The following is a 22,312-nucleotide window of genomic DNA, read 5'->3' on the forward strand; positions in this document are numbered from 1 at the left end:
TCATCCCGTCATTCATCCGGTCCGTCACCCGTCACCCCGTCGTCCTCACCGGAAGCTCCTTCACCGGAAGCTCCGCGTCGACCTGCCATCCCGCGCCCAGGCGCGGCCCGGCGGTGAAACTGCCGCCGGAGACCTCCACACGCTCGCGCATGCCCACCAGCCCGTTCCCGCCGCTGCCCCTGTCCGCCGCGGCGTTGGGACCGGCCAGTTTGCCGGCTCCGTCATCGACCACGCGGATCAGGACGACGTCCTTGTCGAACCGCAGCGTGATCGTCACCTCCGCGCCGGGACCAGCATGCCGCAGCACGTTGGTCAAACTCTCCTGGACGATCCGCAGCACGGTCAGCTCGTCCGCCGTCGACAGCCCGCCCCGTTCCCCCTCGACGGCCAGGTCCACCTTCAGCCCGGCTGTCCGGGCGCGCTCGGCCACCGTCTCCAGTTCGTCCAGCGAAACCCGGCGGCGACCGGTGTCCGCGTCCGGAGCCTCGCCCTGGCCGGAGGTCCGGCCGCCGCGCAGCACCCGTACGATCCGGTGCATGTCCTCCAGCGCGTCGCGGCCGGTGTCGGCGATCGCCCGCAGCGCGGTGTCGGCCTTGTCGGGGTCCGACTTGAGGGCGTAACCGGCGCCGTCGGCCTGAAGGATCATCACCGCCAGACTGTGGGCCACCACGTCGTGCAGTTCCCTGGCGATCTCCGCGCGCTCCTCGGCCGCCGCGAGCCGCACCAGGTGCTCGCGCTCCCGTTCGGCTGTGGCGGCCCTCTCTTCCAGGCTTGCCACGTACAGCCGGCGCGTCCGCAGCACCATGGCGGTCAGCCACAGGGCGGCACAGACGCCACCGATGGCGACGATGTCTCCGAGGCTCTCGCTCGACCGTCCGCCGAAGGGCAGGAACCCGCCGAAGGCCGCCACGACGCCCAGCAGTACGACCGCGCCCGCCACGTAGGCATGCCGCATCGGCCGGGCATGGGTGACCACCGAAACCATCGCGATGAGCAGCGCCACGCCGGACGCGAGCGGGGCGGACCCCAGCACGCACTGGACCAGTGCGAGCCCCGAGACCAGCACCATCACCATCGTCGGCCGGTGCCGGCGCAACAGCAGCACCAGGGCCATCGTCCAGGCGATGAACTCGTCGAACACCGAGTCGTATTCGGAGATCGTGTAGACCACCAGCACCGCGAGCGCGACGTCGTACGCTGTGTGTATCCACGGCAGAGCCAGGAGGCGGCGCAACATGGCCGTCAGGTTACCCTGCGGCGGCATACTGTCTCTGGCCGCGAGCCGCAGCCGTTCGAGGAGGCCCGGCTCACCGTCGACGGCGAGAGCCGCAGGATGGCCGAACTGCCCCCCGCGAGGAACGTACGGCGCGACGGGGAGACGACGGCGCACCACTTCGACCTCGCGGACTCGGCCGACGGCTGAGGAGCGGTCCGGGCCGGGACGGCGGCCGGCCGCTCGAGCCGGCCGGCACTCCTCGGGGCCGCGGCGCGCAGCCGCGGCCCCGCTGCCCGTACGGTCAGCGCGGACACGGCCCTGCAGTTCCTCAGGGAGGCGCACGGTGAGCTGGACACCGGCTCCAGGCCGTCCGCGGCTTTCCTGGACGCCTCCGGCATGGTGGCCCCGACCGCGGTGCATACCGCCGCCGAGGCACATGTGCCCTCTGCGGCCCAGCAGTTCGCGGTCCTGGCCGAACAGACGGCAGCCCGCCTTGTCCGCGGCCGCGGGCGGGGAGCCGTCGCCGGCGCTGTGTGTGCTGTACGCGGGCGTTGCCGGGCCCTGCGCTAGAAGGTCAGGTTCCAGGCGTCGATCTTGCCTGTGTCGGAGGCGGCGTTGTCGTTGACACGCAGCTTCCAGGTGCCGTTCGCGACCTCCGAGGAGGCGTTGACGGTATAGGTCTGGGCGATGTTGTCGGAGCTGCCGCCGGCGTGGTTGTGCAGCGTGTAGACGGTGCCGTCCGGCGCCACCAGGTCGACCTTCAGGTCACCGATGTAGGTGTGCTTGATGTCCACACCCACCTTGAGGGTGGCCGGGGCGTTGCCGGTCACACCGGTTACGGCGATCGGGCTCTCCACGGTCGCGTTGTCGTTGATGGCGAAGTCCGAGAGGTTCTCGAAGTACTTGCCGGGCGGCGGGGTGGTCCCGACGGCCTTGAGGGCGTCGACCTGTCCTTCGCCGAAGAACGAGTTGTTGGCCGTCGTGCCCGTGCAGCGGCTGTCCGAGGGGCAGGCGATGTCGTTGGCCTGGGCGGCCAGGTCGGCGCGGAGCTGCGCCGGGGTGATGCCCGGGTTGGCGCTGGCGATGAGTGCCGCCACGCCGGCCACGTGCGGGGTGGCCATCGAGGTGCCGCTCTTGCTGCCGTAGCCGCCGCCGGGGACGGTGGAGTACACGTTGCTGCCCGGTGCCGCGACGTCGATGACGCCCTGCCCGTAGTTGGAGAACGAGGCCTTGCTGACGCCCGTGCCGTTGGCCGCGACCGTGACCACGCCCGGCAGCTCGGTCGGGATGTCGAGGCAGGCGTTGGTGATGGTGCGGGTGACCGGCGTCGAGTCGTTCGGGCTCGCGGAGTCGGTCGTCTTGTGGGCGAGGTCGTAGTTCTCGTTGCCCGCGGCGGCGATCTGGAGGGAGCCCTTGCCCTCGGCGTACTCCTGGGCGCGCTTGACGCCCTCGATGATGGCGGCCTGGTCGATGTTGTCCGGGCAGTTGAACTGCCACGGGTCCGTGTAATAGCTGTTGTTGGTGACCTTGAAGCCGTGGTCACCGGCCCAGACGAAGCCGCAGATGGTGTTCTCGGCGAAGAAGAAGGAGTTGCCCGGCTCCGCGACCCGGACTGCGGAGATCTTCACCCCGGGGGCCACGCCGACGACGCCCTTGCCGTTCTTGGCCGCGGCGATGGTGCCCGCTACGTGGGTGCCGTGCGTGTCGACGTCCCGCCAGGCGCCGGCACGGGTATCGGGCTTGCCGTAGGCGCAGGAGACCGAGTCGGCCGCGTTGAAGTTGGGCGCCAGGTCCTGGTGCTGGTCGTCCACACCGGTGTCCAGGATGCCGACCGTAACGGACGCGGAGCCCGGGTTCACGGCCCAGGCCTGGTCGGCCTTGATCTGGCTCATGTCGGCCCGGACCGGTTCTCCGGCCGGGGTCGAGGCCTGGGCCGGATTGGCCGGGAGAGCCGGGTTGTAGGCGTCGGCCGGGACGTCCGAGGTACGCGTGGCGCCGACCTGCTGCACGCCGGCGACGCCGCGCATGGTGGCGGCGAATCCGCTGGACGCCGAGTGCGCGACGATCACGCCGATGGCGTCGAAGTTCGAGAAGACGGTGCCGCCGTTTGACGCGATCGCGGAGCGGACCGCCGAACTGTCACCGGGGGCGGTGATCACGAGGTAGGCACGCGTGCCGGCCACCCAGGTCGCACTCTGGGAAGCCGGCAGGGCGGCCGGAGCGTGGGCCTTGGCGGCCGGCGCGGTGGAGGGGACGACGGGGAGCGTGCCCGCGAGGGCGCCCGGGGCGCCGAACGCGAGGGCGGCGCCGAGCGTGGCCGCCAGCACCAGCGTGCGTCTTGGTCGGCTGGATATGTGGGGTATCAATGCGTCCTCCGGAGACGGCCCGGCCGTGCTGAGGGCAGCGGCCGGGCCGTACGAAACGAGTGGTGGATGCAAGATGTCAGGTGCATGCTCGAGTGCGGAAGTACCTTTCCGCGCAGGGACGTTATAGAGGCATGGCTGAAAAGAGACGTACTCCGGGCATCGTGGGGTCGGGATCCCGCCGGGAGCTCGGCGACGTCGACCGCGCCCTGGCGTACGCCGCCGGCCTGATGCCGGCCGTGCTGCCCGCACGAGAGCGCCGGACCCGCGCGGCGACCGGCACCAGCGAACAGCACCGAGGCCATCGGCGCCCTCGCCCCGAAGGAACGGCACTCCTTCGGCGCCCAGTTCGCCGAGGTCGCCGTGGACCCGGCCACCGGTGAAGTCCGCGTGCGCCGCATGCTCGGCATCTTCGCGGCCGGCCGGATCGTCAACCCGCTCACCGCCCGCAACCAGTTCGTCGCCGGCATGACCTGGGGCATCTCCATGGCCCTGCACGAGGAGGCGGTCCGCGACCGGGCCCTGGGCAGCCACTACGGCGCCGACCTCGCCGGCTACGACGTCGCCGCCCACGCCGACGTCCAGGCCATCGAGGCGGACTGGGTCGACGACCCGGACCCCGAGGACCCGGTGGGCATCAAGGGCATCGGCGAGGTCGGCATCGTGGGCGCGGCGGCGGCCGTCGCCAACGCGGTCTGGCACGCGACCGGCGTACGCCACCGGGACCTGCCAATCCGCCCCGACCGGGTCCTGATGGCAGGCGTCCATGCTTGACCTCCCGAGGAACTGCACCGCTGGACGGAGGAGGGCCGCGCGTTCGCCGTCGCCACCGTCGTGTCCGTCGCCGGCAGCCCCCGCGCGGACCCGGCGCCGCCCTCGCCGTCGACAGCGAGGGCACGGTCATCGGCTCGGTCTCCGGCGGCTGCGTGGAGGGGCCGGTGTACGACCTCTGCGTCCAGGCGCTGCAGGACGCGAGACGGTCGTCGAACGGTTCGGCTACAGCGACGAGGACGCCTTCGCGGTCGGGCTGACCTGCGGCGGGATCATCGACATCATGGTCACCCCGGTCGGCGGGGACGCGCCCGCGCGGCCGGCGCTCCGGTCGGCCCTGTCGGCCGCCGCCCGGGACGAGCCGGCAGCCCTCGCCCGCGTCGTACGCGGCCCCGCCGAACTCCTCGGCACGGCACGGCACTGCTCGTGCGGTCGGGCGAAGCGCGGCAGGGGTCTCCCCGGGCGGAGTCCGGGGCAGGCTCGTACGAAGGCGGTCTCGGCGGGCAGGCGGAGCTGGACCGTACGGCGGCCGGAGAAGCCCGCGCCCTGCCGGACGCCGGCCGCAACCGGCACGGTCGAACTGTCGGCGGACGGCTCGCGCTGCCCCGGCGGACTGACCTTGCTCGTCGAGTCGAGTGTGCCGCCGCCCCGCATGATCGTCTTCGGGACGATCGACTTCGCCGCGGCACTCGTACGGATGGGCAGGTTCCTCGGCTATCACGTGACCGTATGCGACGCCCGCCCCGTCTTCGCCACCAGAACCCGCTTCCCTGAAGCCGACGACGTCGTCGTCGACCGGCCGCACCGCTATCTGCGAGGCACCGCGACCGACGAGCGCACGGTGCTGTGCGTGCTCACCCACGACGCCAAGTTCGACGTGCCCCTGCTGGAAGCGGCCCTGCGGATGCCGGCCGCCTACGTCGGCGCGTTGGGCTCACGGCGTACGCACGCCGACCGGGAGCGACGGTTGCGCGAAGTGGGCCTGAGAGAAGGGCAGTTGGCCCGGCTGCGGGCGCCGATCGGCCTCGATCTCGGTGCCCGCACACGCGAGGAGACCGCCCTGTCCATCGCGGCGGAGATCGTCGCCACCCGGCGGGGCGGGACGGGCACGTCCCCGACCTCCCAGCCTGATCGACCCATACCGTGATCTTGGCAGGCAGCACTGACAGACCCGACGTGTCAGTGGCCAACGCCGCTTGCCGGCGGGCGCGTTGAGAGGCCCGGGTGAACCGGGGCCGTGCCCTCCTGGCCCCGTTGTCACGCCGGGCCGCTACGGCTCGGCCATAGCCGCGCACACGCGGGGAGCAGATGCGCCGAGGCCCTCACACAGCCCATGCGGATGTGCACTGCGAGAGCCTCACCGAACGGCTGCGCCTGCTGGACTGGGAAGGATGGGGCATGGCCCCGGGGGGTTCGACGCCGCCACTCTCTACGCCTACTCGCTGCTCCAGCGGGACACTGCCGCGCGGGTTCGCGTCGCCTTCCCCGTGCTGGGCAGTTCGGCCGGCCTCGCCGCCGAAGCGACCGTGTGCGCCCAGCTGCTCCAGACCGTGGCCCGCGGAGACAACCTGGTCCTCGAGGGATCGCTGCGGAACCGGGCTGAGGAACTCCGCCGCCGCTGAGCCCACGTGGTCGCCCCGTGCCCCCCGACCATGGCAGGTCAGCGTGCTGGCGCACCTCACCGACCACCCGCACGCCGGGCGTTCCTCGAGGACGCCGTCTGGGCGGGTGCCTTCCTCGCCGATTTCCGGACCGCGGCCTTCCCCGCGGGCGCGGCTGACTCGCGCCTGCGCGTCGCCCGTCTCCCCGCGCTGCACTGGCCTTGTCGACCGACTACTGCAGCGCTGCCATCAGATCCACCAGGCCCGGCCGGGCCGTCAGCTCCGGTACCTCCGGCAGCTGGCGGTCTTCCCGCTTCGCCTCGATCACCGCGTGAAAGGCGTCGGTGTAGTGATCGGCGAACCGCGGGCCTTCGACTGCCGAGCGTCATGGCCTCGATCGACCCGGCAGCCGTGTTCCCGCCGCCGGTCCAGTGATCGAGGGCCATCCGCAGTACTGGTGAACTCGGTTATCTGAATCTGCGGAGTGTGTCTCCTGCACCATCACCGCCACGACGCCGGCCCAGGCACCGATCGGAGATGTCCAGACAGAAGGGTGCTCAGTTGCGCGGCCCCTGGGCGATCTATCTGGCACTGCCGACACCGACACGCGCCTCCGCCTCGCCCCGGCGACCCTGCACGGTCGCCGGTCCCCGGGCCGCGGTTGGCAGGCTGCCCGATCCACCGTGGAGAACGCATGAACCTGCGCCGGTACAGCGCTCCTGGCGCGATCCTTCGCATCTGTGTGCTCGCGAGGTGGTGTGGGTGGGGTGTGACGGGCTCAGGCCAGATGCTCGGTCATCGACCGGAGCAGGACCAGCTTGTCCTCGTCGGTAGTGTCGGGGGCGGGGTGGAAGGCGACGAGCATCATGCCGTCGGTTCCGGTGATGTGAAGTTTCTCCCGGCTGAGGGTGATGTCCCCGACCTGCGGATGCTGGAAGCAGACGGTCGCGCTGCCACGGGGGCGCACGTCGTGCCGGGCCCAGAGCTTTTGGAAGAGCGGGCTGGCGAGGGAGAGTTCCCCGACGAGTTCGATGCAGCGCGGGTCGTCCGTGTGCGTTCCGACTGCCTCGCGGAAGCCGGCCAGCAGCGCTGCTGCGGCCCCCTCCCAGTCGGAGAACAGACTCTGTTCGCCGGGGTCGAGGAACACATCCCGCAGCCGGTTGCCGCCCGTCACCAGGCGTGGGGAGAGGGCGGTGGCGAGCGGATTGGCGGCGAGGACGTCGAGGTAGCATCCCTCGACGAAGGCGGGAACGGGCAGCAGTGACAGAAAGCGCGCTGTGCTGGGAGGAACCGATTCCCGTCGCCGGCGCCGGGCTCGGCGAGGACGGTCGGCTGCCAGGCTGAACAGATAGGACCTGGTGTCGTCATCAAGGCGCAGGACACCGGCGAGGGACTCAAGGACCTGCAGGGACGGGCGCCGGTCCCGGCCGCGTTCCAGGCGCAGGTAGTAGTCGGCGCTGATGCCGGCCAGCATGGCCACTTCCTCACGCCGCAGCCCCGGTACCCGGCGCACGCCCACGACGGGGATGCCTGCTTCCTCCGGAGTGACGAGCTCGCGCCGAGCTCGCAGAAATTCTCCCAGCAGGTTCGGCTGTTCACTCATACCTGCACGCTATGCCGCCTCCAGCTCGCGTGAGGGGTCCTGCCACTCCCCTGGATACACAGGGAACTGGCTCGGCACGCCGGCCGGCACAAAGATCAAAGCACCACGATCTACCGGCTGCCGCCAGGCAGGCCACAAACCCTTGGAAGTGAGGGCAGGCGCAATGCCGACCCACGAACAGCGTGTCCTCGTCACCGGCGGGTCCGGCTTCATTGCCGGGCACTGCATCCTCCAGCTGCTCGGCCAGGGATACCTCGTGCGCACCACCGTCCGCTCCCTGGAGCGTGAATCTGCTGTGCGTGCGGCCCTCACCGACGCCGGGACGACCCGCGGCGAGCGTCTCAGCTTCGTCGCCGCCGACCTGACAAGCGATGCCGGATGGGCCGAGGCCATGAGCGGATGCGATTTCGTCCTGCACGTGGCCTCGCCCGTGCACACCGGGAAGGTCAAGAACGAGCAGGACGTCATCGGCCCGGCCCGCGAGGGCACCCTGCGCGTGCTGCGCGCAGCACGCGACGCGGGCGTCAAGCGGGTGGTGATTACTTCGGCGTTCCACGCGGTCGGTTTCGGACACAAGCACACCGACCGCACGTTCACCGAAGACGACTGGTCGGTGCTCGACGGACCGGGCGTGGACGCCTACGGCAAGAGCAAGATTCTGGCCGAGCGCGACGCCTGGGACTTCGCGGCCGCGCAGGGCGGCACCATGGAGCTCGTGACCATGCTGCCGGTCGCGGTCATGGGCCCCGTGCTGGGCAGGCAGATCTCGGGCGCCGGCCACATCGTGCAGCGCAGCCTCAACGGCGACATGCCGGGCTATCCGAACATGTGGGTCCCCATCGTCGACGTCCGTGACGTGGCCGAAGCCCACGTCGCAGCCATGACCAGCCCTGCTGTCGCCGGTCTGCGGATCCTGCTCGCCGGTGGACCGGCGCTGTCCATGCACCAGATCGGATCGATTCTGCGATCGCATCTCGGCGACGCCGCCCACCGGGTGCCGACCCGCACCATCCCCGACACGGTGGTCCGGCTGGCTGCTGTCTTCTCTGCGGAGTTCCGGCCGGTCGCGGCGGACCTCAACTACGTCAAGAAGGTGTCGGACGACCGGGCACGTCGTCTATTGGGCTGGCAGCCTCGGTCACCCGAAGAAGCCATCGTCTCCTCCGCCCGCAGCATGCTCGCCAAGAACCTCATCAAGAGCTGACAGTCGTGCGACGGAACCTCTCAAGTAGGGCGGCGGCTGAGTTCGGCAGCGTACTGCGCGCGGGGGCCGCTACGACGGAGACGCCGCGAACACCCACGACAGCCAGGGCTTGTGCCTACACCGTGGCGACCGGTGAGACGGGAGCGGTGGAGCGGCTGCTGCGGCAGGAGTTGGCGTACACGCCGCCGACATGACGGAGAGTCCGTGCCCCGGGCTCGTCGGGGGCGCGGACGTACTGGCTACGCCCGCACGATGCGCTCCACCAACTCCGGGACCCATTCCACGTACTCGACCTCTGCGCCACCGTGATGGCGCGCGTACAGGAACCGACCGGTGGCGCTGGCGCTTTCCGGTGTGGTGATCTCGGCGTCGGCGGTCGCGAGCGTCTTGATCAGGGTATCGAGGTCGTCGACGATCACGGTGGCGCTGGCGTGGGAATAGCGGGCACGCTCCGCAGGCGGCCCTGCGATGACGAGGAAGTCACCGATCGCTGCGAGTTCGACGGAGTCGAAGGCGAAGCGGAGATCGGGCTCTGCGCCGGTCAGTTCACGCAGCAATGCCAGCGACTTGTCCAACTCGTCGGTCCACAGGCGTGCGTACGTCTTGAGAATGGTCATGGCGTGTCCTCGGTAACTTGGGAAGGCCTGGGAACCGTAGGAGAGTGAAGAGGTCAGGGGGAAGAGCGCACTTTTCCGAGAGAAGGGCACCTGGTGGTTACCGAAGAGGTCGGGCGCGTTTCGGGGGACGCCGATGTGACACGCGCCCACTCCCTCGCGCGTGAGATCTTCTCCGGCATCGCGAACAAGTGGACGTTGCTTGTGGTCAGCACCCTCGGCGAGCGCACCCTGCGCTTCACGCAACTTCGCGTGGAGGTGGAGGGCGTCAGCCACAAGATGCTCACGCAGACGCTGCGCGGCCTCGAACGTGATGGGCTCGTCGAGCGCACCGTCTACCCGACCGTGCCGCATCGACTCGCGGGCCAGCGCCGGCGGCCGGGCCCGCTCCGCCAGACGGACCACCGCAACCAGGCCGGCGTCCGCCACCAGGTTCAGCCCATCGAACACGGCGGAGGCCGCCGAAACAGCATCGGAGGATTGCATCTCGCGGATGCTCTCCCGATCTAGAGATATGGAGCCGTAGGAAGTTCAATCGTCCCAGCTCAGACGGCATCCGCGCTGTCATGTCTGGCTACTGGACCGACCATCAGCCGGTGGATCGAGGCTAAGCACGCGCCACGAGGATTTCAGGCGTGCCACCGGGGTGACGTCGGTCAGCCCACCGGCCTGATCGTCCACAGCAGGTTGGTGCTCTGCTGCCACGTCCATTGCTTGGTCACGGACCCTGAGGCGACCATGCCGCCGCCGTCGAGGACCAGTCCCGTGCTGCGGTTGGCGATGGAGTACTGGCCTTGGCCGCGGTGGACGATCTGCCATTGCTGGGTGTTGCCACCGTCCCAGGCCTTCTGCCGGGCCGGGTCGCCGTTGCCGGTGGCACCCCAGCCGTCGGCGACCATGCCGTTGGTGCGGTTGACGAGCCTGTAGTAGCCGTTCCCGAGTTCGACGGCCTGCCACTGGAGATTGGCGTTGCTTATCGACTCCCACTGCTTCAGGGGGGAGCCGCTCGCAACATTGCCGCCGCTGTCCAGCACCAGGTGGTTCGTGACATTGGACAGGCTGAAGTATTTGTCGGGCCTGAACGTCACCTTCAGCGAGGCGATGACGTCGTTGTTGCCGGTCACCCGGAGGTCGGGGGTGTTCGAGGTGAACGTCCAGGCGGTGCCGGTGAAGTTGTCGCCGGAGTAGCCCGTCACCTGGTAGCCGTCGGGCACCAGGAGGGAGGAGGCCATGGCAGGTCCCAGGCCTGCGGCGGACAGCTGTGAGGAGGTGTAGCCACCCAGCGGCAGGACGGCCCGGGCACCTTCGTAGTTGACGTTCTGAAATACCGTCGCCGAGACCCTCACGGGCATGCCCTGGACCTCGACGCACACAACGGAGTCCCTGGCGTCCGGTGCGGTGGCCGGCACGGTGACGTTGATCTGGTCGGTGACGGTGTACGGGAGCGAGACCGAGGGGTTGTTCATGAGATAGACGCGGCTGATGGTGTTGTCGATCGCCGGGATCTGGAGTCGGCCGTTCGTGGGCCAGGTGAAGACGTGGGCGAAGAGCTTGCCGGTCTTCTTGGTGACCTTCCCCCATGCGGGTTCGGTGGCGAACGGGCTGCCGCTGGTGCCGTAGATGCTGTCGCTGTACGTCGACATCCATGAGGCCAGGCCGTTGAGGATGGTCTGGGAACCGGTCGTGACCGAGCCGTCGCCCTTGGGGCCGATGTTCAACAGGAGGTTGCCGTCCCGGGAGACGACGGTCACGAGCTCTCGAACGATGTCCGTGACTGATCTGTAGGAGTTCTCCCTCGACGCGTCGTAACCCCAGGCGCCGTTCATGGTGGCGCACCGCTCCCACGGTCGGCTCATCGGCGTGCTGGGTATCCCGTTCTCCGCGACCGCGTAGTCGCCGAGACCGTGGTCCCGCTTGACCCGTTCGTTGACGATGAGGCCGGGCTTGCGGGCGATCAGCCAGTTGTAGAGGTCGACGCCGTCCGATGTCAGCCACCAGTCCTCCAGGGTGGGGCTGGAAGGCTCGCCGAACCAGTCGCCGTCGAACCACAGCAGCGCCGGGTCGTAGCGGTCCAGCAGTTCCTGAAGCTGCGCCTTCATGTCGGCGATGTAGGCGGTGCGGGCGGCCTGCGAGGACATCGTGGTCAGACCGCCCTCGTGACGGTCGGTCTGGGACGGGTGGTTCCAGTCGAGGATCGAGTAGTAGAGGCAGAACTTGATGCCCCTGCTCTCGCACTCCGTCTTGAGGTCCATGAGCAGGTCGTTCTGGACGCCGTTGTAGTCGTGCAGGTTGTACAGCTGGGTACCCGTGGTGTCGGTGAAGCTCGCCACGTCGGAGTTCCACATGGCGTAGCCCTCGTGGTGCTTGGCGGTGATCACGAGGTACTTCATGCCGGCGTTCTCGGCCAGTTCCGCGATGGTGGCGGCGTTGAACGCTGTCGGGTTGAAGGGCTCGGTGACCTGGTTCTGGTAGTCCGCCTTGCTCCAGTTCTGACTGTCGAATGCCCATTCGCCCTGGCCGAGGTGCGAGTAGGACCCGAAGTGGATGAACATCCCGAACCGGGCCTGGTACCACCAGTCCATCTTCGAGGGGACGGTGTACGCCTCGGCGGTGGAGGGCCAGACGGCCTGTGGCAGCCCGAAGGCCGTCACTCCTCCGGCAAGGACGGCGGCCTTCATCAGAGAGCGTCTGCTGAGGGAGGCAGAGGACATGGCGCGACTCCATGCGGTCAGGGGGGATGACAGGGCGTCAGGGGCGGAACAGTTGGGATGGCGACCATGTTCCGCGTCGCCTTGAAGTAGACATCGGATGGATTTATAGGAGCATGAAGGTGTCCGCGTCTATAGCTGATACGAGATTCGCTCAGAATCTCTGATCAAAAGGGGTGTTAGTGGAGGCATTCGAAGCTGAAGGATCCCGAGGGTCTCGCGAACCCCCGCTATACATCGGATCTCTGGAGAAGGCGCCCCCGACGACGAGCGTAGGTGTGGAGATCCGCATCAAGCCCCCGCATATGTCGGACATAGGCAACTGGGCCAGGGGGCGTGGGAGCAGGTGCAGAAGACCGTCGGCAAGGCCCAGCAGCTCATCTCCCGCGAGTTCCTCATGCGCCGACCGGAGTGTCCGCAGGACAGCACCTTGGGCAGCGACGCTCGGATCAGGCACTATGCCGGGCCGTCTGCCATTCACGCGCGGGAGCGTAGTTGCGTGGGAACTGCCGTGCTGCCGGTCTGCCTCGGCTCCGGCCGGGGCGGTCACCATATGAGAGGCTCTGTCTTCCGGCGGTGTGTTCTACCGGGGCCTGGCCCGCCGATCCGGGGAGAGGGCGAGGGCCGTCACGTAGCCGGACTTGGCCGGGCAGCCGCCAGTGGGGTGTGTCGGGTTCGGGGTTCCTGGCGGGGATCGGGTCGATCACATCGGGGTCTTTTGCCTCGGCGTGCAGTGGGTGAGGACTGGCGTTTCCGTCGCGTCAGGAAGAGCACCGCAGGTCGCCCGCGCGGTCAACAGCGCCCAAATACCGCGCTGACCGAGGACGGAACGTACCACCTGGCACTTCGACCAGGAGGTGCACCGGGCTGAAGCGGCCGTCGACGGCTGATACGCGTTGCTGACCACCCTCACCCCGAGCAGACCGACGCCCCCGAGGTGCTGCGGCGCCACAAGCTGCGCTGGCCAGAAACCTGATCGGGTTACCGCCGAAGTGCGGAGCTGGAAGAACCGACGCTGGGCGGTGTTTCCGTTGCCCTCTCACTCCGTCACAGTGGGGCCCTTCGCGTCATGCGCGGGGTGGGGCAGAGGCCGTTCGGCTGATTGCGGATCTCAACTGGCCGGCCCGCTCATGGAGGAGGAACTGCCCTCACCGGCGGCATCGGGCCCGGGAGGCTACCGGCTGCGGGTACACGTCCCGATAATGGATCGTGTGCCGTACCGCGAAGGACTCGGGAGGTGCCAGCGCGGCACAGTGTCGTCAACGCACCAGTGACTTGCCGATGATCTCCTTCATGATCTCGGTGGTGCCGGCGAACAGCGTGCTGGCACGAGTGTCGACGAAGTCCTTGGCAATCTGGTACTCCGTCATGTAGCCGTAGCCGCCGTGCAGTTGAAGGCACCGGGAGACGAGCTGCTGCTGGCGCTCCGTCACCCACCACTTGGCCATCGCCGCCTCGGTGGCCGTCAGGCGGCCGGTCACCAGTTCGCCCACACAGCGGTCCGTGAAGGTCTGGGCGATCTCCGTCTCGGTCGCCAGTTCGGCCAGGGTGAACCGGGTCGCCTGCAGCTCGGACAGCGGGCGCCCGAAGACGATCCGGTCCCGGGTGTAGCGAATCGTCTCATCCAGGACCCGCCGCATGGTGGCGGCCGCGGTCACGGCGACGCTGATGCGCTCCTGCGGCAGGTTTTGCTTCAGGTACTCCAGGCCCCGCCCTTCCTCACCGAGCAGGTTCGCGGCAGGCACGGGCACGTCGGTGAAGGACAGTTCGGCTGTGTCCTGGGCGGACAGGCCTAGCTTGTGGAGCTTGCGGCCGCGCTCGAAGCCGGGCATGCCCCGCTCCACGACGAAGAGGCTGAGCCCCTCCTGCCCGTCGTCGGCGGTGGTACGGGCCGCCACAACCACGAGGTCGGCGAGGATGCCGTTGCTGATGAAGGTCTTGGCACCGTTCAGCAGGTAACCGTCCGCCCGCCGTTCGGCCCGCGTGCGTATCCCGCGCAGATCACTGCCTGCGGCGGGCTCGGTCATGGCGATTGCCGCGACCAGGCTGCCGTCGGCGAGTCCCGGCATCCAGCGCGCCTTCTGCTCTAGGGTGGCGAGTTCCCGGAAGTAGGGGGCGATCAGGTCGGTGAAGCCGTTGATGTTCATGACGACCGAGGTGGCGCCCGCGCGGCACAGCTCCTCGTTGAGGACCGCGTTGAAGCGGAAGTCGTCCGCGCCGCTGCCGCCGTACTCCTCCTCCCCCCCAGCCCGAGCAGGCCGGCGGCACCCGCCGCCCGGTACAGCGAACGGCCGACTTCCCCCGCGGCCTCCCATGAGGCGAGATGGGGGGTGACCTCCTTGGCCACGAAAGCCTGGGCCATGGCCCGGAAATCCTCATGGTCGGTGTCATAGAGATCGCGCTTCATACAAGATGCCTCCTCGATCGTGCGGCGGGCCCTGGGCCCAGGAGTGGGAGCGACCGGCCCATGTCGATCCGGCCGTGGTTCGGGGCCGCCGTACATCGCTGCGTGCCCACGACGGTGCTCGGGCAACAGCGGGCGGAGCACACGATCAGACGAAGGTCGCACCCACGTCCGGCAAATCCCCGGGTGGGCGACCCAGTTCGAGGCGTCGTTCAAGGCCGGAAGAAAGAGAACGAGCCGAGAGGATTCGGTCATGGTGCGAGCGTCCCCTTCAACGCGTTCGTGAGCAGCGATCGGAGAGCTTGAGCGGTGACCGGGCGTGGGTTGGCGTAGGGCTGGGCCTGAGCCTGTGCGAGGACCTCGTCCAAGTCGCCTTCCTCCAATCCGAGTTCGACCAGCGAGCGTGGTGCGCCGAGTTCGGTGGATGCTCGCGCGAGGTGCTTGGGCACGTCGTCCGTGGCCAGGGCGCGGCGCAGGGCCTGTTCGGCGGCCGGCGCCGCGGGGAGGTTGAAGGCGGTGACGTAGGGGAGCAGGACGGTGTGGGTGGCGGCGTGGGGCAGGTCGAAGGTGCCGCCGAGGATGTGGCAGAGCTTGTGGTGCAGGGACATGGTGGTCGCGCCGAGGCAGGCCCCGCACAGCCATGCCCCGCGCAGGGCGTCGGTGCGGGCCCCCATGTCCCCGGGGTCGGCGGCGATGACCGGCAGGGCCGCGGCCAGCGAGCGCACGCCTTCCTCGGCCATCAGGGACACGATCGGCGAGGCGTCGGGCGCGTAGAGGGCTTCCACGGCGTGGGCGACGGCGTTGAATCCGCTGGTGATCGACATGTCCACGGGGAGGCCGACGGTGAGTTCGGGGTCGTAGACCACGCTGCGCGGCAGCACGGCCCGGTCACGGCCGGTGCGTTTGCGCCCGTTCTCGGTCAGCCCCCAGACGGTCGTCATCTCCGAGCCGGCGTAGGTCGTCGGCACACTGACCACCGGCAGGCCGGTGGTCAGGGCGATCGCCTTGCCGAGGCCGACGGTCGATCCGCCCCCGATGGCCAGACAGCCGTCCGCGCCGGCGTCGCACGCGGCCGTACGGGCCGCCTCGGCGACCTGGACGGGAACGTGCATCCGGGCCTCGGCGAACATCCCGGCGCACGCGTTGCCCAGTAGCGTGGCGGCCTGTCCGGCCAGGGCACGCTGATCGGGGGTGGACAGCACCAGCAACCGTCGTAGCCCCAACCGGTCGGCCTCCTCGCGCAGTTGGCGAAGACTTCCGGCGCCGAAGACCACCCGCATGGGCAGGGCCTCGTAGGTGAAGGTCACTGGGGGTCCTCCGACTGCAGCACGATGTCGAACCGGGCGTGCGCGAAGGGCGCGCTCACGCCGAAGCGCTGGGCGTCCTGCCCGTCGTCCGACTCGGTGAACTCGGTGATCAGGCCGCTCTTGACGGCGAAGACGGCATCGGAGTCGAGGTAGGGGCTGTCGGCGACGAACACGTGCGTGGTGACCGGGCGGTGGCCCTCGGCATGGGCGATGGAGTGGATGTGTGCGGGGCGGTAGGGGTGGCGGCCGGTGGCTTCGAGGAGGCGGCCGACGGGGCCGTCGGTGGGGATCGGGTAGTGGGAAGGGACGACGGTACGGAACCAGAAGCGGCCCTCGTCGTCCGTGCGGAACAGCCCGCGTCCGTTGCCCGGCGGCTGGACGTCGGGCTGCTGGACGTCGTAGAAGCCGTCCTCGTTGCACTGCCACACGTCGAGTTCGGCCTCCGCGATCGGGGTGCCGTCGGCGGCGAGCACCCGGCCGGAGACCACACAGGTGCGGCCGGCGTCCAACAGGTCGATGGAGTCGCCGAGTTTACGGCTCGGGGACTCGGTCATGTGGAAGGGACCGAGGACGGTGCTCTCGGTTCCCTCCTCCGAGCCGTTCATGGTCTCGACGAGCATGGACACGCCCAGCACGTCGGAAAGCAGGACGAACTCCTGCCGGGTGTCGTCGCACTTCTGGCCGACGGCGGTGAGGAAGTCGATGGCCTCCTCCCACTCCTCCAGCGTGGGTTCGATGTCCCGGACGAAGTCGTGGAGGTGGCGCGTCAGGCTCTCCATGACCTGCTGCAGCCGCTGGTCCTTGGTCTCCCGGAAGCTGTCCACCACCGCGTCGGTAGCGGTCTCGACGGTGAAGTCCACTTGGTGTTCCTAACCTTTCGGGGTGCGCCGGCCGGCGAGGTGGTCGGTGAACCAGTCGCCGGTGAGCGCGTCGCGTTCGGCCGCGTGGTTGTAGAGGGTGTGCTCACCGTCGGGCCAGACACGGAGGGTGGACGTCGTGGGGTCGGCGGCGCGCAGGAAGGGCTCCTGGTCCTCGTAGCGGGCGAGGGGGTCGAGGCCGCCGTGCAGCAGGAGCAGCGGGCAGGTGACGCGGTGCTTGTCCGGGTCGAAGCGCAGTGCGTCCATGACTTCGGCCACCCGGTCCAGGTCGTCGGTGCCGATCACGGCAGCCATCTGCTCGCGGGCGGTGCGGAACTCGGGGATGACCGGTACCGCCGGAGCGCCGTTGACGACCACCGCGGCGACGCGCGGATCAGTGGTGGCGAGGTGGGCGGCGAAGAGGCCGCCGAAGCTGACGCCCTGAACGCCGATCGTGCCTGGCGTGCCGCCGAGCCGGGAATCGGCCTCGACCAGATCGATGAAGCGGGCGAAGCCCTCAGTGACCCGCTCGTCGACGTACAGCCCGTGGCGCAGCCGCGACTCGCCCTGACCGGGCCCTTCCGCGAGCAGACAGGCCAGACCGCGCGCGGTGTACGCCCGGGCCGTGGTCAGGTATGCCGCTCCCCAGCCGCTGAGCCCGCCCCACACGATCACAGTGGCCCTGGGCCTTCCTGTGGCCGGCAGGCACAGCCAGCCGGTGAGCGTCCCGTCACGGTGACGGATCTCGACGCGCTCCACGTCCGGTGCGAGCGAGGCGGTCGCCGCGGTGTGCCGGCCGTACAGCTCCCGTTTCTCGTCGGTGTCGCTCTGGTACGCCATCTGCGCGAACATCAGGGCGGCCGAGGCGAAGCGGTACGCCTGTCGGGCGGTGACGAGGTGGCCGTTCTCCCGCGCGCGCCGGGCGCGCGACAGCTGCTCGTCCGCGATGGCCGCCGCGGCCTCCTGCCACGGCGTTCCGGCCGCGGTGTCGGCGAGCAGACGGCGGGCGTCGGCGGGGTCCATGCCGCAGTCGGTGAGCCGGGTGAAAGGCATGGCCCGGTGCTGGGCGGCGACCAGGGGGGACACCTCGGGGTTCGCGGTCGTCATACGGCCGCCCCCACTGTCCCGGACAGCGCGGCGTCGAGGTCGTCCACGAGCGCGCCGAGGTCGGCGCCGTCGGCCGCGGCACCGAACAGTACGAAGTCGGGACGGGCCAAGTAGGCGACCGCGCCCAGCCGTTGGAGGTATTCGCGGTGCCGTCCGTCGAGGTCGTCGACGGTGTCGAGCGCGACCACGGCGCAGCCCAGGCGCTCCAGCCGGGCGATCCGCTCCGGACCGAGGGCGGCGGTCGGGTCCTCGGCGGCGACCAGGGCGAAGCCGTATCCGGCCAGGTCGTCGAAACGTCCGGTGCGCCCGTCGGACAACCGGATGCGGCCCTGTGGGGTGAGGGTGCCGACCGGCACGCCCGCACCCCGCCGCAGCACTCCGTTCGCGAGGGGCGGGAACGGGGGCGGCGGGGGCACCTTGCCCGCGAAGAACGCCGCGTCCCGGGCCGCCGCGGCCTCGACGTCGTGCGTGTTGGCGACCTTGCCGAGGCCGATCGCCGCGTGGGTGAGGGCGGTGACGTGGGGGCGACGCTCGCTCTCATAGGTGTCCAGCAGTGCGTCCGGGGCCTGCCCGCCGAGCACGAGGTGCAGTTTCCAGGCGAGGTTGCTGGCGTCGCGCATACCGCTGCACGCGCCCTGCCCGAGGTACGGCGGCATGGTGTGGGCGGCGTCACCGGCCAGGAACACCCGGCCGGTGCGCCAGCGGGTGGCGATACGGGCCTCAAAGCCGTAGACCAACCGGCGAATGATGCGCACGTCCTCCGGGCCCAGGTCGTGGTACTGGCGCAGGAGCCGCCAGGCTGCCTCCGGGGCGGTCATCTCCTCGCGGGTCTCGCCGGGCAGCAGGGCGAACTCGAAGCGCTGACGGGCGGACCCGATGTTGATGGTCATGTGGCCGCGCGCGGGATCGCAGTACTGCGTGCCGTACGCGAACTCCGGGGGCTGGGGGCGCAGCCACTCGGTGTCGACGTTCATCCAGTGTTCGTTGAAGCCGAAGTCCTGCCGCTGGACGCCGAGCAGGTCGCGGACCCCGCTGCGGCTGCCGTCCGCGGCGATGACGTAGCGTGCGCGGACCTGATCGTGCGCACCGCCCGCGCGGCCCTCGTCAGCGTTCCAGCCGCCCAGGCTCAGGGTCACTGCGTCGTCATCCTGCTCCAGCCCGGTGACCGCCCAGCCCTGACGGACGTCGACCGTGCCGTAGCCGCGCAGTCGTTTGTCGATCGCGTTCTCCACGTCCGGCTGATACATGGAGATGTGGTCCGGGTAGCCCATCGGACCATCAGGCTGGGCCGGAATGGTCACCAGTGTCTCGCCCTTGCCGTTGACCCACACGTACTGGCACATCGACGAGTCGCGCAGCGCCTCGTCGGTATCGCCGGCCGCCTGGACGGTACGGGCGGTCTCGTCGTCGATGTGGGTCAGCCGGGGCAGCCCGTACAGGGCAGGCCAGCGTTCGACCACCACCACGCGGTGGCCGAGCCGGCCCAGCAGGGACGCAGCGGTCAGGCCGGTCGGTCCGTAGCCGACGACGGCGATGTCGTAGAGCGGAGCCATGAGTACCTCCGGAGCCACTCCCGCGCCATTGCGAGGGGTGAGGCGAGAAGAAGGGGCCGGCGCGGCCATGCGCACCGAAGCCCGTATGTGAGTTGTGATTCACATCAAATGCGAATGGAGATTCACACGCGGCCAACATGGAAGTCAAGAGACCGGCCGATAAGATGTGCAGGTGACCGAGCCCACCACCGCGCGACCCGCCGCCCTCCAGGAACGCAGCCGCCGTTCGCAGCAGGACATCCTGCAGGCCGGGTACGCCCTGCTCGAAGAGGGCGGCGCTGACGCGCTCACCGTGGCCGCAGTCGCGGATCGGGCCGGCATGGCGGTCGGCAGCATCTACCGCCGGTTCGGCGACAAGGAAGGACTCCTGCTGGCCATCCAGCACGCCTTCACCGAGAACGTCCAGGCGGAGATCACCGAGCGCATGTCCGTCGAGCGCCTTCGCATCCTGCGCGATCCGGCGGTGGCGATCGCCGAAGCGGTCGGCGTGCTCACCGACGCCTTCCAGGCACACGAGGCCCTGCTGCGCGTCTTCCTCCTGCTCGGCACCCGGCACGAAGCGGTACGAGCCGAAGGCTCCCGCGTCAGCGTCGAGGGCAATCGCCACTTCGCCGAGGCGCTGCGGCACACGCCGATCGCCCATCCGGACCCCGCAGCGGCACTGGACTTCGCCTTCCGTCTGACCTACGCCGCGATCGCGCACCGCGTCACCCAGGGCGAGTTCCTGGAGTCCGACCGCCCCCTGCCCTGGAGCGAACTGCGCAGTCACCTCCAGACGGCGGTCGTCTCCTACCTCCTCGGCACCCCGGAAGGCCGCTGATCCCTCGACGCGCGGGTGCACGGAGCTGCCGCATGAGGCTTGACGCGTGACGTCCCATTGTGAGTTCACGCTCGGCATCGATGTGAGCCAAGGTTCACGTTCTTCCCGCCGTCGCTCCGTCCCCTGAGGCCCACTCACCCTCTCCCCCCGCCCGGAATCTGCCATAGCGCGAGCAGTTCGAAGGAGAGTTGTTGACGTATGCGGCCGTGGCCCTGCCGGCTTCCGACTCGACCTGTGTGCATCTGCGGAGCGTGCAAGCCGGTGCACGCCCGTGGACCCGGGCGGACTGGGGGACGATCATGGTCCTGTGAGGACACCCATGGGTGAGTCCGTCCTGTCGCGCGCGGTGCGGATTCTCGAAGCGTTCACGCCTGACGAGCCGGCACTCACCGTCTCCGAGATCTCCCGGCGCACGGAGCTGCACCTGGCGACCGCCTCGCGGCTGGTGGCCGAGCTGGTGTCGCACGGCTTCCTCGCGCGGGACGCAGACCGCCAGGTGCGGATCGGCGTGCGCCTGTGGGAGCTGGGGACACGGGCCTCGCCCACCCTGTCGCTGCGGGACGCGGCGATGCCGTTCATGGAGGGCGTGCACGACGTGGTGGGGCACCACGTCCAGATCGGTGTGCTCGAGGGCGACGAGGTGCTGTTCCTGGAACGGCTCACGGCGCCGGGGGCGATCATCAACTACACCCGCGTCGCGGGCCGGCTGCCGCCGCACGTGTCCTCCAGCGGCCTTGTGCTGCTCGCACATGGGCCGGTCGGCCTGCAGGAACACGTACTCGCCGGCCCCTTGCGCGGATACACACGGCACACCATCACCACGGCCACCGCACTGCGCTCCACCCTCGCCGACATCCGGAAGCAGGGGTACGCGTACTGCCCGGGACACGTCCACGAGGAAGCTCTCGGCATCGCGGCCCCCGTACGCGACGGCCGGGGAGACGTGGTGGCCGCCCTGTCGGTGATCGTCCCCAACGACGCCCGGGCGGCTTCCATCGTTCCCGTGGTGCGGACCGCCGCGCGCGGAGTCTCCCGGGCCCTGGCCGCCAGGGACGCCCGCGGCCTGCCCGGCTGAGGGCCTCGTAACGTCGCCTCTCGTCGCCCGCGACTTGGTCTCTCACTGAATGAGAGTGCCGTCGCGCCTCCCGGACACCCGCGCGCATCCTCCCTGTACCCAATGACGGGAGGCGACAAAGTGGTCGTGACGTTGGAGATCTCCGCCAAGGAGGACGTGGCCGAGGGCGTGGCCGCGCTGACCCTCGTCCATCCGACGGGCGCACGGCTGCCGGACTGGGCACCCGGCTCCCACATCGAAGTGGTACTGCCCGAGGGGACGATCCGGCACTACTCGCTGTGCGGGAACCGGTGGGACGCATACACGTACCGGATCGCCGTTCTGCGCGAGCCGCAGGGCCGCGGCGGCTCCGCCTATGTGCACGACACACTGCGCCCGGGCGATCGGGTCGGCGTCGGTGGGCCGCGTAACCACTTCCCGCTGGTGCCGTCGGAGAAGTACCTGTTCATCGCAGGTGGCATCGGTATCACCCCGCTGCTGCCGATGATCCACCAGGCCGAACTGCTCGGCGCCGACTGGCGGTTGTTGTACGGCGGACGGACCCGGGCGGCCATGGCCTTCCACGAAGAGCTGTCGGCCGCCTATGGCGAGCGGGTGCACATCGTCCCGCGGGACGAGTGCGGACTGCTCGACCTCGCCACCTGGCTCGGCACCCCGCGCTCGGACACCAAGGTCTACTGCTGCGGTCCCGCCCCGCTCCTCGCCGCCGTGGAAGCCGCCTGTGCCCTCTGGCCGCCGTACGCGCTGCGCACCGAGCGGTTCACCGCCGCCGAACAGGCCGCACCGGTGCGGGACACCGCCTTCGAGGTCGACCTGCGGCGCACTGGACGCACGGTCACGGTCACCCCGGACGTCTCGGTGCTGGAGGCGGTGCGCAGGGCCGGGGCGGAGGTGCTCTCCTCCTGCGAGCAGGGCACGTGCGGCACCTGCCTCACCCCGGTCCTTGAAGGCCGTCCCGATCACCGCGACTCGATCCTCGCCGATCACCAGAGGGCCGCGAACGACTGCATGTTCCTGTGCGTGTCCCGCTCCTGCGGCGACCGCCTGGTCCTCGACCTCTGAGGCCCCTGAGACCTATGTGACCTGAGAGACCTTCGAGACGTGTGACC

15 protein-coding genes and 3 pseudogenes are annotated in these 22,312 nt (G+C 69.7%); 8 read left to right on the forward strand and 10 right to left on the reverse strand.

The window, feature by feature from the left end:
- Nucleotides 1-31: 31 nt before the first annotated feature.
- Together ACIBVL_RS25085 and ACIBVL_RS25090 are read right to left on the reverse strand one after the other, a co-directional pair.
- Complete coding sequence (locus tag ACIBVL_RS25085) at nt 32-1,237, reverse strand: sensor histidine kinase (protein ID WP_399099957.1); 1,206 nt, start codon at nt 1,235-1,237, stop codon at nt 32-34.
- A 545-nt stretch (nt 1,238-1,782) separates the two neighbouring features.
- Nucleotides 1,783-3,543 carry a S8 family peptidase gene (locus ACIBVL_RS25090; protein WP_399099959.1) on the reverse strand — a complete coding sequence of 587 codons (1,761 nt, stop codon included), beginning with the start codon at nt 3,541-3,543 and terminating at the stop codon, nt 1,783-1,785.
- A gap of 330 nt (nt 3,544-3,873) precedes the next feature.
- On the opposite strand from ACIBVL_RS25090, the pseudogene ACIBVL_RS25095 reads away from it, so the two are divergent.
- The 3 genes and pseudogenes from ACIBVL_RS25095 to ACIBVL_RS25105 form a co-directional block, all read left to right on the forward strand.
- Nucleotides 3,874-4,353, forward strand: a pseudogene (locus ACIBVL_RS25095) (molybdopterin cofactor-binding domain-containing protein); the annotation flags it as partial.
- Between the two features lie 12 nt (nt 4,354-4,365).
- Nucleotides 4,366-5,497: pseudogene (locus ACIBVL_RS25100) on the forward strand (XdhC family protein).
- A gap of 244 nt (nt 5,498-5,741) precedes the next feature.
- Nucleotides 5,742-5,972: a hypothetical protein gene (locus tag ACIBVL_RS25105; protein ID WP_399099961.1), complete on the forward strand. Its 231-nt coding sequence runs from the start codon at nt 5,742-5,744 to the stop codon at nt 5,970-5,972.
- 757 nt (nt 5,973-6,729) lie between these two features.
- On the opposite strand, the gene ACIBVL_RS25110 is transcribed toward ACIBVL_RS25105, so the two are convergent.
- The gene (locus ACIBVL_RS25110) at nt 6,730-7,554 is read right to left on the reverse strand and encodes a helix-turn-helix domain-containing protein (protein WP_399099963.1); all 825 of its coding nucleotides are present in this window, start codon (nt 7,552-7,554) and stop codon (nt 6,730-6,732) included.
- 163 nt (nt 7,555-7,717) lie between these two features.
- Between ACIBVL_RS25110 and ACIBVL_RS25115 the strand changes: the two genes are divergently transcribed.
- Nucleotides 7,718-8,758, forward strand: coding sequence for an SDR family oxidoreductase (locus ACIBVL_RS25115; RefSeq protein WP_399099965.1), 1,041 nt, complete (start codon nt 7,718-7,720; stop codon nt 8,756-8,758).
- Nucleotides 8,759-8,997: 239 nt separating this feature from the next.
- Here the strand turns inward: ACIBVL_RS25115 and ACIBVL_RS25120 are convergent, their stop codons facing one another.
- Nucleotides 8,998-9,375 carry a VOC family protein gene (locus ACIBVL_RS25120; RefSeq protein ID WP_399099966.1) on the reverse strand — a complete coding sequence of 126 codons (378 nt, stop codon included), beginning with the start codon at nt 9,373-9,375 and terminating at the stop codon, nt 8,998-9,000.
- A gap of 93 nt (nt 9,376-9,468) precedes the next feature.
- Here ACIBVL_RS25120 and ACIBVL_RS25125 point away from each other — a divergent pair, with 93 nt between their 5' ends.
- Entirely contained in the window at nt 9,469-9,882 is a 414-nt protein-coding gene (locus ACIBVL_RS25125) for a winged helix-turn-helix transcriptional regulator (protein WP_399099968.1), read from the forward strand.
- Nucleotides 9,883-10,028: 146 nt separating this feature from the next.
- Here ACIBVL_RS25125 and ACIBVL_RS25130 read toward each other — a convergent pair whose 3' ends face one another.
- The 6 genes and pseudogenes from ACIBVL_RS25130 to ACIBVL_RS25155 all read right to left on the reverse strand — a co-directional run bounded on the left by ACIBVL_RS25130 (nt 10,029) and on the right by ACIBVL_RS25155 (nt 19,308).
- On the reverse strand, nt 10,029-12,083 hold the full coding sequence (locus tag ACIBVL_RS25130) for an alpha-L-fucosidase (RefSeq protein WP_399099970.1): 2,055 nt from the start codon (nt 12,081-12,083) through the stop codon (nt 10,029-10,031).
- 1,256 nt (nt 12,084-13,339) lie between these two features.
- Nucleotides 13,340-14,487 (reverse strand): annotated as a pseudogene (locus ACIBVL_RS25135) (acyl-CoA dehydrogenase family protein).
- Nucleotides 14,488-14,735: 248 nt separating this feature from the next.
- On the reverse strand, nt 14,736-15,764 hold the full coding sequence (locus ACIBVL_RS25140; protein ID WP_399100405.1) for a maleylacetate reductase: 1,029 nt from the start codon (nt 15,762-15,764) through the stop codon (nt 14,736-14,738).
- A 23-nt stretch (nt 15,765-15,787) separates the two neighbouring features.
- On the reverse strand, nt 15,788-16,651 hold the full coding sequence (locus ACIBVL_RS25145) for a dioxygenase (RefSeq protein WP_399099972.1): 864 nt from the start codon (nt 16,649-16,651) through the stop codon (nt 15,788-15,790).
- A 9-nt stretch (nt 16,652-16,660) separates the two neighbouring features.
- A complete protein-coding gene (locus ACIBVL_RS25150) occupies nt 16,661-17,755 on the reverse strand; it encodes an alpha/beta hydrolase family protein (protein WP_399099974.1) in 1,095 nt (364 codons plus the stop codon).
- Entirely contained in the window at nt 17,752-19,308 is a 1,557-nt protein-coding gene (locus tag ACIBVL_RS25155) for a bifunctional 3-(3-hydroxy-phenyl)propionate/3-hydroxycinnamic acid hydroxylase (protein ID WP_399099977.1), read from the reverse strand. Before ACIBVL_RS25155 ends, ACIBVL_RS25150 begins: the two co-directional genes overlap by 4 nt.
- Nucleotides 19,309-19,480: 172 nt before the next feature.
- Here ACIBVL_RS25155 and ACIBVL_RS25160 point away from each other — a divergent pair, with 172 nt between their 5' ends.
- From ACIBVL_RS25160 to ACIBVL_RS25170, 3 genes are all read left to right on the forward strand, one after another.
- On the forward strand, nt 19,481-20,128 hold the full coding sequence (locus ACIBVL_RS25160) for a TetR/AcrR family transcriptional regulator (RefSeq protein ID WP_399099979.1): 648 nt from the start codon (nt 19,481-19,483) through the stop codon (nt 20,126-20,128).
- Nucleotides 20,129-20,447: 319 nt separating this feature from the next.
- Nucleotides 20,448-21,203, forward strand: coding sequence for an IclR family transcriptional regulator (locus tag ACIBVL_RS25165; protein WP_399099981.1), 756 nt, complete (start codon nt 20,448-20,450; stop codon nt 21,201-21,203).
- A gap of 102 nt (nt 21,204-21,305) precedes the next feature.
- On the forward strand, nt 21,306-22,265 hold the full coding sequence (locus ACIBVL_RS25170; protein WP_399099983.1) for a PDR/VanB family oxidoreductase: 960 nt from the start codon (nt 21,306-21,308) through the stop codon (nt 22,263-22,265).
- Nucleotides 22,266-22,312 lie beyond the last annotated feature (47 nt).

The sequence above is a fragment of the Streptomyces sp. NPDC049687 genome (assembly GCF_044465285.1).
Taxonomy (GTDB): Bacteria; Actinomycetota; Actinomycetes; order Streptomycetales; family Streptomycetaceae; genus Streptomyces.

What these genes read in the sequence shown, in the direction of transcription:
- ACIBVL_RS25085 (WP_399099957.1), bottom strand. Translation starts at nt 1,237, where the DNA reads ATGTTGCGCCGCCTCCTGGCTCTGCCGTGGATACACACAGCGTACGAC.
- ACIBVL_RS25105 (WP_399099961.1), top strand. Translation starts at nt 5,742, where the DNA reads ATGGGGCATGGCCCCGGGGGGTTCGACGCCGCCACTCTCTACGCCTAC.
- ACIBVL_RS25110 (WP_399099963.1), bottom strand. Translation starts at nt 7,554, where the DNA reads ATGAGTGAACAGCCGAACCTGCTGGGAGAATTTCTGCGAGCTCGGCGC.
- ACIBVL_RS25115 (WP_399099965.1), top strand. Translation starts at nt 7,718, where the DNA reads ATGCCGACCCACGAACAGCGTGTCCTCGTCACCGGCGGGTCCGGCTTC.
- ACIBVL_RS25120 (WP_399099966.1), bottom strand. Translation starts at nt 9,375, where the DNA reads ATGACCATTCTCAAGACGTACGCACGCCTGTGGACCGACGAGTTGGAC.
- ACIBVL_RS25130 (WP_399099970.1), bottom strand. Translation starts at nt 12,083, where the DNA reads ATGTCCTCTGCCTCCCTCAGCAGACGCTCTCTGATGAAGGCCGCCGTC.
- ACIBVL_RS25140 (WP_399100405.1), bottom strand. Translation starts at nt 15,764, where the DNA reads ATGCGGGTGGTCTTCGGCGCCGGAAGTCTTCGCCAACTGCGCGAGGAG.
- ACIBVL_RS25150 (WP_399099974.1), bottom strand. Translation starts at nt 17,755, where the DNA reads ATGACGACCGCGAACCCCGAGGTGTCCCCCCTGGTCGCCGCCCAGCAC.
- ACIBVL_RS25155 (WP_399099977.1), bottom strand. Translation starts at nt 19,308, where the DNA reads ATGGCTCCGCTCTACGACATCGCCGTCGTCGGCTACGGACCGACCGGC.
- ACIBVL_RS25165 (WP_399099981.1), top strand. Translation starts at nt 20,448, where the DNA reads ATGGGTGAGTCCGTCCTGTCGCGCGCGGTGCGGATTCTCGAAGCGTTC.
- ACIBVL_RS25170 (WP_399099983.1), top strand. Translation starts at nt 21,306, where the DNA reads ATGACGGGAGGCGACAAAGTGGTCGTGACGTTGGAGATCTCCGCCAAG.